The sequence below is a fragment of the Gluconobacter kondonii genome (assembly GCF_002723995.1).
Taxonomy (GTDB): Bacteria; Pseudomonadota; Alphaproteobacteria; order Acetobacterales; family Acetobacteraceae; genus Gluconobacter; species Gluconobacter kondonii.
The window spans coordinates 45,957-57,136 of the sequence record NZ_BEWP01000005.1; the positions used below are offsets into that span (position 1 = coordinate 45,957).

Consider the following 11,180-nt stretch of genomic DNA (forward strand, 5'->3'; position numbering starts at 1 on the left):
CCGGGCGATGCTCCCTGCCCGGTCCTTTATTACACCCTAGAGTTCGAGAACCATTCCGTCATAGGCAGGCTCAACACCCTCGGGTAGTGTTTTGCACAAGGTCTGATAGTCCATGTCCGGGCCCATATGGGTCAAAATGACGTGCTCTACGCCAAGACGCTCGCGCCATTCCAGCACGCGCTCGAGCCACGCATGGGCTGGGTGTGGATCATACTGGAAGCAGTCCACAATCCAGGTCTGCACCCCTTCGAGTAGCGACAGGGTTTCGTCCGAAAGTGTTTCGACATCTGTGCTGTAGGCAAAATTACCACATCGTACGCCCAGAGACGTGATCCGCCCGTGACGCTGTTCGAAAATCTGAGCGTTAAGTCCGGGAAACGAAACCGTCTCTGCAGCCTGCACAATCCGTTCATCGAAGACCGGCCGATAGAAGTCTGGCCCCTTCCAAGGCGCGAATGCATAGGCATAGCGAAGGCGCAGCTCTTCGAGCACATCCTGTGTCGCCAACAATGGCAGCGGCGTTCCGATCACGCGGTTGATGGCGCGCAATTCGTCCAGACCGCCGATGTGATCGCTATGCGGATGTGTATAGAGGACCGCATGAACATGGCTCAGACCACAATTCAGCATCTGATCCCGAAAATCCGGTCCTGAATCCACAAGAAGTCGAAACCCGCCCTCACCTTCGATCACGATTGAGGAGCGGGTACGACGGTTGCGCGGCTCGGCGGGGTCGCAGGCGCCCCAGATCCCCGTCTGTGGCCCCTCCTCGCCCCCGATCATCGGAACGCCAGCGGAGCCGCCACATCCAAGGATCGTCACCTTCATGCAGCGATCCTCGTGAACAGACGGCGGGCGTTTTCGGTCGTGATTCGTGTGATATCTGCGAGAGAAACACCGCGCTCCTCTGCCAGCCGTGCTGCCGTATGCGCGACATAACCCGGTGTGTTGGGCTTTCCGCGTTTCGGGACAGGCGCGAGATACGGACTGTCCGTCTCAACCAGAAGACGATCTTCCGGCACCATCCTTGCAACTTCGCGGATTTCCTCGCATTTCGGGAAGGTCAGCAGGCCGGAAAAGCTGATATAGCCCCCCAGTTCCAGAGCCGCTTCCGCCAGTTTTGGACCGGACGCAAAGCAGTGAATCAGGAACGGAAATGTGCCCTTCGCATGCTCTTCGCGCAGGATGGCAATCATATCGTCGTCGGCGTTGCGGGTGTGGATAACGACCGGCAGCCCCGTCTGGCGCGCAGCCACGATATGGGTTCGGAACGCGGCGTGCTGGGCGGGTTTAGCCTCATCGTCGCTATGGAAATAATCCAGCCCGGTCTCCCCGATCGCTACCACGCAAGGCGCTTCGGTTTTAGCAACAAGCTCCTCAACCGACGGCAGACGCTCCTCACCCGCATAATCAGGGTGAATGCCGATCGCACACCAGATCCGCAACTCCGGCGTATCATGCTGGGTCAGGGCAATCTGCGTGTCTGCTTTGGAAAACCGCGTTCCGATCGTGATCATTCCGGACAGGCCCGCTTCCCGAGCCTGCTCGAAAGCAGGCGCGAGGTCGTCAAGCTTGTCCAGATGACAGTGCGTGTCGATCAATCCCGTCATGCCTCTTCCTCGACGAAGCGCGGAAACAGGCCTTCGGGCTTGGGAAGTGTGCGGCCAGCCGGGAGCAGCGTTTCGAGGGCCGCGAATGTCCGCTCGTCGTCCTGCACGCCAAGCTGCGTAAGCATCTTGGCCATTGTGTCCGGCATGAAGGGCTGGAGCATGGTTGCGATGCCGCGGATCATGTCCACAAGAACGCGCAGCACATCGGCCATCCGCTCGGGATCAGTCTTTTTCAAAGCCCAGGGGGCCTGACGGTCGATGTAGGAGTTAGCGGCGCGAATGACCTTCCAGACTTCCTCCAGCGCATCCGTAATCGCCTTGCGCTCGATCTGTTCGGACATGATCGTCGGCAAAAGCGTTGCCATCGCCAGCATAGCCTGATCGTCTTCGGTCAACGTTCCACGCGCGGGCAGAATACCGTCCAGATTACGGGCCACCTGACTCAGCGTGCGCTGGCACAGATTGCCGAGATCGTTGGCGAGTTCGACATTCGTACGCGTGATCATGGAGCGACGGCTGAAATTGGAATCGCCGCCGAACGGCACTTCGCGCATCAGGAAGAAGCGCAGCGCATCCAGCCCGAATTCGTCGGCAAGCGCCTTCGGATCAAGGACATTGCCGAGAGACTTGCTCATCTTCTCGCCCTCGACCGTCCACCAGCCATGGGCAAAGACGCTTTTTGGCAGATCGATGCCAGCTGCCATCAGAAATGCGGGCCAGTACACGCAGTGGAAGCGAGCGATTTCCTTGCCGACGACATGGATGTTGGCAGGCCAGAACTTCGCACGAGGATCATCAAGATCAGGATAGCCCACGGCCGTCAGGTAATTCGCCAACGCGTCGAACCAGACATACATGACATGATCCGGATCGTTCGGAACCGGAACACCCCATTTGAAACTCGTGCGGCTGACGGACAGGTCACGAAGCCCCTGACGCACAAAGCTCTCGATCTCACGGCGCGGGCCAACGGGGCCGATGAAGTCGGGATTGTCTTCGTACAGCTTCAGGAGGCGGTCCTGAAAATCGGACAGACGGAAGAAGTAGGATGGCTCCTTGACGCGCTCGACCGGCGCACCGGACGGAGCCACGAATGTTCCATCGGGCTTCTTGACCAGTTCGTCTTCGCCAATGAAGGCTTCATCGCGGGTAGAATACCAGCCCTCATAAGCGCCCAGATAGATATGCCCGTTCGCCGTAACCTTCTCCCACAGCGCCTTGGCCGCGCCCTTGTGACGCTCCTCGGTGGTGCGGATGAATTCGTCGGTCGAGATCGCCATATCCTTCTGCATCTGGCGGAAGGAGGCCGAAACCTCATCGGCATAAGCCTGCGGCTCCATGCCCTTGGCCACAGCGGTCTGCTCGACCTTCTGGCCATGCTCGTCCGTCCCGCTGACGAACAGGACCTCTTCGCCATTCAGGCGATGGAAGCGCGCCAGAACGTCGGCCGCGATGGAGGTGTAGGCATGCCCGATATGCGGAGCGCCGTTCACATAGAAGATCGGGGTCGTGATGGTGAAGCGCCGCGTCATGTCCACTCGTTTCATAACGCCCTGACCATCTCAGCTGCCGGAAGCGAGTTCCGCTGCCTGACGGATGGCCTGGGCCTTGTCCAGATTGAAGCCTTCGGTCTGACGCCTTAGCGTGTCCAGTTCAGAACACTGCCGCGCCGCCAGATCGGCCTTTGCAAGATCCCCATGTCGCGCTGCCGAGCGCGCACGGTCTGCCAGTCCTTCGCCTAGCAAATCGCAGAGCAATGCGAAACCTTCCGCTTCTTTTGCAATACGTTCGCTCAGGGCCATGGTTGCCGAAGCGCGCACCTGTCCGCCAAGGATTTCCGCCACAAACGCTGCAATCGCCCCGTCCCGATCGTGCGAGAGAAAGAGTGCCCGGCCCGGCGATCCGTGGGCGCGCGCCAACACATCCACAGAAATGGCGGGCAGTGCAGCGCGCATATCCGCGTCGGACAGCGCGGACAGGGTAAGCATCCGGCACCGGCTGCGGATCGTAGGCAGGAGCGCACCCGGAGCAGACGTCGTCAGCAGCAGGACGCAGCGTGGGGGCGGCTCTTCAAGGATCTTGAGCAGGGCGTTGGCTGCGAACCGGTTCAGATATTCCGCCCCATCCACAATCACCACGCGCCAGCCGCCTTCGGTCGCTGTGTGATGCAGGAAGGTCTGGACCGGACGGACATCGGCCGCCGTGATTTCGCCTCGCAGACGGCCTTTTTTCTCGTCTACGGCCCGCGAGATTTCCAGCAGGTCCCCGTGTGTGGACGCTGCGATGCGCCGCGCCGGTGCCGAGTCCGGATTTTCCGCATTCAACAGCAGCCGGGCCAGACGGAAGGCCAGCGTCGCCTTGCCAATCCCTGCCGGACCGCAGATCAACCAGGCATGATGCAGCTTGCCGGTGGCCAGAGCCTGCCGAAACGTCGTTTCGGCCTCAGAGTGACCGTACAGATCCAGAGTGTGACGCGGGTCGCTCACACGCCCTGAACCATCAGGCGGTTCTGCACCGCTTGTAGAAGAGCTGCACTGACGGCTTCCGGCGTCTGTCCAGCATCCACACGTTTCACACGCAATGGGTCAGCTGAGGCAATCGCGTCAAATCCAGCCAGAACGCGTTCGTGAAACGCTTCTGCCTGACCTTCGTAACGATCCGTCTGGCCGCCGCGGGCATTCAGACGTTCAAGCGCCTGTGCCCGAGGCAGTTCCAGCATGAGCGTCAGATCCGGCTCGAAATTCACGAGTTTGCGCGCACCATTCAGAAACGCCAGAACCTCGGGTGAACCCTGCCCAACGCCATAGCCCTGATAGGCAAGCGTCGAGTCATGGAAGCGGTCACACACCACGATCTCACCGCGCTCCAGCGCCGGGAGAATGGCGTTATCGAGATGGTCCGAACGCGCCGCCATGTGCATCAGGATTTCCGCCCGCCAGGACAGATCAACTTTCCCAAACAGCAGCAAGTTGCGAATTTCTTCCGCGCCCGGCGTGCCACCGGGCTCCCGTGTCAGAAGGACGTTATGTCCCTCCACGCGCAGGGCTTCGGCCAAAAGGCGGGCCTGCGTGGATTTCCCCGCGCCCTCACCGCCTTCAAGCGTAATGAACAGTCCTGTTCCAGCCATCCCCTTACTGCGCGGGGCCGTGGCCCAGACGCGTCATGGCGCGGGCGACCAGTCCAAGTTTCGCTACCGATTCGCCAGCCTCAAGCGGGACGCGGATATCGGCCATGTTCGGGGCGGAAATCACGAGCGCGCCACAAACCTGCCCCTTCGTCACCGGGGCAATCACCGGCGAGGCATAGTCCACGGCAATATGCGAACGCTGCTGCCAGCCGACGGGCAGCGTCATGACGATATCCGCACCGGCAACCAGCGGAACCTGACGACGCTCGCCCATCCAGACGGGAGCGGAATCCACGACCTGCCCACGACGGAACAGCGTGGCATTTTCGAAATTCGCAAACGCCCAGAACATCAGCCGCTCGCCCTCATGCGCGCGCTCGTTGCTCGACGACGTGCCGTTGATGACAACAATCACGCGGTTGCCATTGCGCTTGGAACTGGCACAGAGGCCAAACCCGCCTGCATCGGTGTGACCGGTCTTCAGGCCGTCAGCGAGGCCCTTGTCGACCAGCACGTTCCGGTTGCCCTGACGGATGTGGTTGTAGGTGAACTCAAGCTCGCCGAAATAATGGTAATATTGCGGGAAATCACGGATCAGATGCGAGGCCACCGTCGCTACATCGCGGGCCGTCATGTAGTGGCCGTCCGCCGGAAGGCCCGTTACGTTGAGGAAGTGCGAGTTCATCATGCCGAGCTTCGGCGCTTCCTCGTTCATCATCGCGACGAAGCGTTCTTCAGACCCGGCGATACCTTCTGCAAGCACGATACAGGCATCATTGCCGGACTGGATCAGCATACCCTGAATGAGGTCGGACACCAGAACGCTCTGGCCCAGCGGCACGAACATCTTGGAGCCCTGTGTGCGCCAGGCTTTCTCGCTGACCGGCAGGCTCTGTTCCAGACGGAGACGCCCAGTAGCCAGCATGCCGAACACGATGTAGGCCGTCATCATCTTCGTCAGCGAAGACGGGGCCATACGCTCGTCAGATGCCTTGTCGAGCAGGACCGCGCCCGTGTCGTAATCCACGACATAGGCCCAGCGCGCCACGGTATCGAACGGGCCGATCGGCGTATTCGCGGGCGTTCCAGCCGGAGCCTCGGCCACAGGGGCCGCAGCAGCTTTCGCAGCGTGAGCCGCATGGTGGTGCGGGCGGGCAAACGCCTTCAGGGGTCCCGCAAAAGAAGCACAGGCCGCGATGCCTGCCACCCCACCGAAAAGAGAGCGTCTAGTCCGCACGTTCGTCCCCAGTTCCACGGCCTTCAGACAACGGGCCGTCATTCCACAATGATCCGCGCGCCCTCTACCCCGCACAGGCGGGTGTGGTCCAGTGCCGCATCGGCCTGTGCGATGTCGGCATAGGGTCCACCAAGAACGCGCCACTCCAGTCCAGCACCTTCGGAGGCGTGCAGAACCGTACCGTTACAGCGCAGGGCGACACCTGCTGCTGCCGCATGGCCGGAAAATATTCCCATCAGGACATACAACCCCGACGGCCCCGGACTGCCCTGCATCCATGTCGCGGGCAGCGGCCCAACGGCCGCGGATGCCTTCGCCGAAGACGAGTCGTTGCCATAGACATGCGAAGACCCGTCACTGAGCGATGTTTCGCGCACTTCGCCTACCGGTGCGGCGGAAATGCTCTGCGCGGCGGGTCTTCCCCCCAGCCCTTCCGCCAGCGTGCGGCTGGCCGCCTCATCTTCAATCACCTCAACGGGCGTGTCTGCGGTCATAACCAGCAGGTCAGCCGCTTTCGGAGAGAGTGCAATAATGCGCCCCTGCCCCTCTGGTCCACGATCTGTCAGGCGGATGCGCACGATCCGCCCGTTCAGCAGATTGCGGACGCTGACGATCGCCGGGAGTTGGAGCGTCTGATGCGCGCCCGTCATGCTTTCTGCCGCCCAGATTTCCCCGTCAGCACTCAGGCCGGAAGCAGGCGCGTTCTGGCGCGTCGCCAGACCGGTCATGCGATAATCAAACTGCTCGCTTGGGTAGAACCATCCCTGTGCACCATGCCACGCAGCACCCAGTTCGTAATGCGGATGCGCAACAGGCGCAGGTTCGTCGCGATGACACGCACCCAGAACCGGCAGAAGGGCCAGAACGGCCCCGCAATTACGCAGAAACAATGCCAGTCCCCAGAAGCCCGACGCCCAGCGCATAATAATCCGACGGGTTATACCGGCGGATCACGTTGAAGTTGTGATAGACCATGAAAGCCTGCGTTCCCGGACCATCGGGCTGCACGACAGCGCCCTTCACGTCCCGGCGCGAGAATGCCGTCCCGTCTGCCCGGCGCACGCCCAGCGCCATCCATTCCCCCAGTGTCCGCTGGCGGGTCCGACCGGTTTCATTTTTGTCGAGCGCTTTGGTGAGGATGATTTCCTGACCCCATGGTTCATTGACCTGCCAGCCGGACTTTCCGAGATAATTGGCGATGGACGCGAACACGTCTGCTTCCGACGTCCAGATATTGCGCTTGCCGTCTCCGTCCCCGTCCGCCGCATAGCGCAGATAAGCACTGGGCATGAACTGCGCCTGCCCCATGGCCCCGGCATAGCTGCCGATCATGGCCGCAGGGGCAATATCGCCATCATTGAGGATCTGGAGCGCTTTCATGAGCTCGTTACGGAAAAATGCCGAGCGTCGTCCGTCATAGGCCAGCGTCGCGAGTGCATCGATGACGGAATATGTCCCGTCATGGGCACCAAAACCCGACTCGAGCCCCCAGATTCCCATAACGGCACGGTCGTCACATCCGAAACGTGCGCTTACAGGAGACATCACGGACTGCTGGGCGGCATAGACGCTCCGGCCCTTCGCAAAGCGCGACTCCGGCAGAACGCGATCGCGATACTGCGCCCAGGTCAGGGTGAACTCCGGCTGATGGCGGTCCAGCTTGAGGACGGAGGCATTGGGGATGCGGGTCAGGGTGAGAGCCTGTGAGACGATCGACGGCGCGATCCCCTGTGCCAGAGCCTGCGTCCGGACGCTGTCGAGAAAAGCGGCATAACTCTGCGCTGGTGTCTGGGCGGCAGCCTGCGCTCTGGCAGAAGAAAGTCCCACTGCGGCCGAACCGGCAGCGGAGGTCAGGGTAGCAAGCAGATGACGTCTTTGAAGCACGGTCAGGACCAGTCCCTTACAGGGAAAAATGATAGGACACACGCTAGCAATCCGCAGCCCGGACCGCCAGCCTCGCCAGAACTCTGTCAGCACTCTCGCAGAGCATTCGCGCCGAAATATGGCACGGCAAGATTGTGGTTGGCGCGCTGGCATGCGAAACCGGCGACTGAATGTTCATGGACTCCCCCCACTCATGATCGCCATCGGCCCCGCCATGGCCTCGCAGCCAGCATGGCTGAAGGCGGCCACAATCATTGTGGGCACCTTCATCCTTGAAGACGTGGCCACGGTGCTCTCCGCCATCGCGGCCCGCGCGGGCGAGGTCAGTGTTCCGCTGGCTCTGGGCGCGCTCTATTTCGGCGTGGCGGTCGGAGATCTTGGCCTGTACGGCCTCGGGGCGGCAGGTGCGCGTTGGCCTTATCTCAGACGCTTTCTGACACTGCCGAAGCGCGAACGCACGCAGGACTGGTTCAGCACGAATGTCATCCGCATCGTCGCCATCTCCCGTTTCGTGCCCGGCGCCAGGCTTCCGCTCTATACCGCCTGCGGTTTTTTCCACGCGCCGTTCCTGCGTTTTGCCCTGACCGCCGTTCTGGCTACGCTGGTATGGACGACGTGTCTTTTCCTGCTCGCCATGCGGGTCGGCGGCTGGCTTCTTGCCCATCAGGGCGGCTGGCGCTGGGCCGGACTGGCGGGGTTTGTCCTGTGTATCGTCGTCGTCGGGCATCTGATCGCCCGTCTCCAGACCGTGAGCAAATAACAGCAATGTCCAAGTCAGAAGCCGACCAGAACCCGCTTTCCCTTTTTGAATTCTGGCCCGGTTCCATCTTCTATACACCCATCGTCCTGTACTGGATCGTCATGGGGATCAAATACCGCGATCTCAGCATTTCCACGGCCGCCAACCCGCGCATCGAAACGGGCGGTCTGTGTGGTGAGAGCAAGTCGTCCATTCTCGACATGGGGGGCGCCACGGCGCAGTCCTTTATCGCGCCCTATGCTGTCTTCCGCAGCGGCAAAGGCGCAGACCATCGAGCTTTGGATGCCATGACGCGCAAGGGCCTGTCCTTTCCCGTCGTCATCAAGCCCGATATTGGCTGCAACGGCACGGGTGTGAAGCTCGTCCAGTCCCGCGAACAGCTTGAAACTGTTCTGCCGCAGTTTCCCGACGATGTGGACATGCTGGTTCAGGAACTCATCACCTATCCCGTCGAGGCCGGACTGTTCTACATCCGCCATCCCGACGAGCCGCGTGGCCGCATCACCTCTATCACTTACAAGGAAGCACCGGTCCTGACGGGCGATGGCTTGTCGACGATTGAGGAACTGATCCTGAGCGACGCGCGCATGAGCCTCGTCCCGCAGATCTACCTGCCGCGCCTTGCAGGTCGGGAAAAGAACGTCCTTGCCAAAGGCGAGGAGATGTCACTGGTTTTTGCAGGCAATCACTGCAAGGGTTCCGTTTTCCGGGATGGGCGCGCCGATACCACGGATGCGCTGACGGCCCGTCTGGATGCCATCATGCAGGACATACCGGATTTCCATTTCGGGCGTGTGGATGTGAAAGCCGCCTCCATCGAAGACCTGCGTCGTGGTGAGAATTTCCGGATTATCGAAATCAATGGTGTCGGCTCAGAAGCCACCCATATCTGGGACCGGCGGACGACGCTCTGGGAAGCCTATCGCGCCCAGTTCTCCCATTACCGCCAGACGTTCCTGATCGGTGCCGCCAACCGGGCGCGAGGCTGGAAAACGTCCGGCGCGTTCTCGATGCTGCATTCCTGGCGCAAACAGCGTCGCCTGCTGGCGTCCTATCCTCTGAACGACTGACGAAAGCGGGCCTTACTGGCCCAGCTTGCCACCACCGAAAATATAATTGCTGACCTGCTGCTCCAGAGAGAGCTGATCCTGCGTATCGGTAATCTTGCCCTCGCTGGAGAGCGTCGTGCGGGAATGACCCGGCTGGATCTGCAGGGCGTTGTCCGCCGTCATGGTCGGGGCACCGATTCCCACAGCCGTATCCACCGGAAGATGCAGACGCTGGTCCACCGTAAAGGCAACATCCGCCATCTGCGTTCTGGGGTCGAGCTTAATGGACACGACGCGCCCCACCGGAACACCCGCGAGATCGACATTCGCGCCCGTATGAAGCCCGTTCGCGGAATTGAAGGCGGCGTGCAGGACCGAGCCCTGAAAATCCGGTCCCTTGCGCAGGGCGTTACCGTAAGCGAGGAATGTTCCGGCAATCGCCAGCACCAGACCACTGGCCAGGATGGCGCCCCCACGGCCGCTCAATGTTGACTGCATGCCAGCCTCGCCTTCCGGAAAATCTTGAACAGATCGGGAGTTAGTCCTCCCATGACCGACCGGTCAAGGCTACATCCGTGGTTGCGTCGATTGTAACCATCGGGCAAGTGATCTCTTTTCCGCCTTTGTAAACGAAGGCTTTCACCGAGACAGGCTCCATGACGCTTCTCCAAGCCCTCATTCTCGCCGTCGTCCAGGGAATTACCGAACCTTTTCCGGTAAGCAGCCTTGGTCATGCCGTTCTGCTTCCTGCGCTGCTGCACTGGGATCTGGATGAGCACGCACCGACGTTCCTGCCGTTCCTGACCATGCTGCATGTCGGAACACTGGTCGCACTGGCAGGTGTGTTCTGGAAAGACTGGGTGGCTATTCTGACCGGAATGATGGGCCGTCATGGTCGCCACGCCCAGATGGATGCGATTCGGGTCTTCCTGCTCCTCGTCATCGCCACCATTCCCGCCGTACTGGTCGGCTGGCTTCTGGAACATCGTCTGCGGAATGTTTTCGGCTCCCCCATCGCTGTCGCAGGTTTCCTGATCCTCAATGGCTTCCTGCTGATGGCGACCGAGTGGCTCCGTCGCCAGAAAGGCCAGCGCGACCATCGCCCCATTTCGACCCTTGCCCCGAAAGATGCTGCCATCATCGGCGTCTGGCAGTGCCTTGCCCTTCTGCCCGGCCTGTCCCGCTCCGGTGCCACCATGAATGGCGGTCTTCTGCGGGGGCTGGACCACGAAACGGCTGCGCGCTTCTCCCTGCTGATGGCCCAGCCCATCGTGCTGGCTGCCACGGTCCGTGAAGCCTGGCAGATGCGCCACATGACGATCTCCCATGATGTCATGGTGCAGTGCGTCGCAGGTGCCATCGTCGCCGGAATCACTGCGCTGATCTGCTCGCTTCTGATGTTGCGCTTCTTCCGCAACCATGACGGCTGGGCGCTCACACCGTTCGGCGTCTACTGCATCGTGGCCGGGGCGTTTTCCGCTGCCGTCATCCTTCTCTAAACTTCCCAGTCGCC

Annotated in this window: 12 protein-coding genes; 3 read left to right on the forward strand and 9 right to left on the reverse strand. The window is 61.1% G+C overall.

Translation table 11 applies throughout. The features are described from left to right. Positions 1–36: 36 nt before the first annotated feature. From GKO01_RS06785 to GKO01_RS06820, 8 genes are read right to left on the reverse strand one after another with little or no spacing between them, the layout of a single operon-like run. On the reverse strand, positions 37–828 hold the full coding sequence (locus tag GKO01_RS06785) for an MBL fold metallo-hydrolase (RefSeq protein WP_099286393.1): 792 nt from the start codon (positions 826–828) through the stop codon (positions 37–39). Beyond that, positions 825–1,610 carry a TatD family hydrolase gene (locus GKO01_RS06790; protein ID WP_099286394.1) on the reverse strand — a complete coding sequence of 262 codons (786 nt, stop codon included), beginning with the start codon at positions 1,608–1,610 and terminating at the stop codon, positions 825–827. The genes GKO01_RS06785 and GKO01_RS06790 overlap by 4 nt, the downstream gene beginning before the upstream one ends. Continuing rightward, positions 1,607–3,142 carry a methionine--tRNA ligase gene (gene metG / locus GKO01_RS06795; RefSeq protein WP_099286395.1) on the reverse strand — a complete coding sequence of 512 codons (1,536 nt, stop codon included), beginning with the start codon at positions 3,140–3,142 and terminating at the stop codon, positions 1,607–1,609. Before metG ends, GKO01_RS06790 begins: the two co-directional genes overlap by 4 nt. Before the next feature lie 30 nt (positions 3,143–3,172). Beyond that, the gene (locus GKO01_RS06800; protein WP_099286396.1) at positions 3,173–4,096 is read right to left on the reverse strand and encodes a DNA polymerase III subunit delta'; all 924 of its coding nucleotides are present in this window, start codon (positions 4,094–4,096) and stop codon (positions 3,173–3,175) included. After that, complete coding sequence (tmk, locus tag GKO01_RS06805) at positions 4,093–4,737, reverse strand: dTMP kinase (protein WP_099286397.1); 645 nt, start codon at positions 4,735–4,737, stop codon at positions 4,093–4,095. Before tmk ends, GKO01_RS06800 begins: the two co-directional genes overlap by 4 nt. A gap of 4 nt (positions 4,738–4,741) precedes the next feature. After that, positions 4,742–6,016: a D-alanyl-D-alanine carboxypeptidase family protein gene (locus GKO01_RS06810; protein ID WP_099286398.1), complete on the reverse strand. Its 1,275-nt coding sequence runs from the start codon at positions 6,014–6,016 to the stop codon at positions 4,742–4,744. Next, positions 6,013–6,897, reverse strand: coding sequence for a septal ring lytic transglycosylase RlpA family protein (locus GKO01_RS06815; RefSeq protein WP_244901365.1), 885 nt, complete (start codon positions 6,895–6,897; stop codon positions 6,013–6,015). Before GKO01_RS06815 ends, GKO01_RS06810 begins: the two co-directional genes overlap by 4 nt. Further along, on the reverse strand, positions 6,851–7,858 hold the full coding sequence (locus tag GKO01_RS06820; protein WP_099286553.1) for a lytic murein transglycosylase: 1,008 nt from the start codon (positions 7,856–7,858) through the stop codon (positions 6,851–6,853). Before GKO01_RS06820 ends, GKO01_RS06815 begins: the two co-directional genes overlap by 47 nt. 193 nt (positions 7,859–8,051) lie before the next feature. Between GKO01_RS06820 and GKO01_RS06825 the strand changes: the two genes are divergently transcribed. Beyond that, positions 8,052–8,618, forward strand: a complete 567-nt coding sequence (locus GKO01_RS06825) for a DedA family protein (RefSeq protein ID WP_099286399.1) — start codon at positions 8,052–8,054, stop codon at positions 8,616–8,618. A gap of 5 nt (positions 8,619–8,623) precedes the next feature. Continuing rightward, entirely contained in the window at positions 8,624–9,688 is a 1,065-nt protein-coding gene (locus GKO01_RS06830) for an ATP-grasp domain-containing protein (protein WP_099286400.1), read from the forward strand. Between the two features lie 12 nt (positions 9,689–9,700). On the opposite strand, the gene GKO01_RS06835 is transcribed toward GKO01_RS06830, so the two are convergent. After that, positions 9,701–10,165 (reverse strand): MlaD family protein, encoded by a 465-nt coding sequence (locus GKO01_RS06835; RefSeq protein ID WP_099286401.1) that lies wholly within the window; start codon positions 10,163–10,165, stop codon positions 9,701–9,703. Positions 10,166–10,323: 158 nt separating this feature from the next. Here GKO01_RS06835 and GKO01_RS06840 point away from each other — a divergent pair, with 158 nt between their 5' ends. Further along, positions 10,324–11,166 carry an undecaprenyl-diphosphate phosphatase gene (locus GKO01_RS06840; protein ID WP_099286402.1) on the forward strand — a complete coding sequence of 281 codons (843 nt, stop codon included), beginning with the start codon at positions 10,324–10,326 and terminating at the stop codon, positions 11,164–11,166. Positions 11,167–11,180 lie beyond the last annotated feature (14 nt).

Excerpts from the sequence above, each read along its gene's own strand:
- GKO01_RS06785 (WP_099286393.1), bottom strand. The coding sequence starts at position 828 with ATGAAGGTGACGATCCTTGGATGTGGCGGCTCCGCTGGCGTTCCGATG.
- GKO01_RS06790 (WP_099286394.1), bottom strand. The coding sequence starts at position 1,610 with ATGACGGGATTGATCGACACGCACTGTCATCTGGACAAGCTTGACGAC.
- metG (WP_099286395.1), bottom strand. The coding sequence starts at position 3,142 with ATGACGCGGCGCTTCACCATCACGACCCCGATCTTCTATGTGAACGGC.
- tmk (WP_099286397.1), bottom strand. The coding sequence starts at position 4,737 with ATGGCTGGAACAGGACTGTTCATTACGCTTGAAGGCGGTGAGGGCGCG.
- GKO01_RS06810 (WP_099286398.1), bottom strand. The coding sequence starts at position 6,016 with ATGACGGCCCGTTGTCTGAAGGCCGTGGAACTGGGGACGAACGTGCGG.
- GKO01_RS06815 (WP_244901365.1), bottom strand. The coding sequence starts at position 6,897 with ATGCGCTGGGCGTCGGGCTTCTGGGGACTGGCATTGTTTCTGCGTAAT.
- GKO01_RS06825 (WP_099286399.1), top strand. The coding sequence starts at position 8,052 with ATGATCGCCATCGGCCCCGCCATGGCCTCGCAGCCAGCATGGCTGAAG.
- GKO01_RS06830 (WP_099286400.1), top strand. The coding sequence starts at position 8,624 with ATGTCCAAGTCAGAAGCCGACCAGAACCCGCTTTCCCTTTTTGAATTC.
- GKO01_RS06835 (WP_099286401.1), bottom strand. The coding sequence starts at position 10,165 with ATGCAGTCAACATTGAGCGGCCGTGGGGGCGCCATCCTGGCCAGTGGT.
- GKO01_RS06840 (WP_099286402.1), top strand. The coding sequence starts at position 10,324 with ATGACGCTTCTCCAAGCCCTCATTCTCGCCGTCGTCCAGGGAATTACC.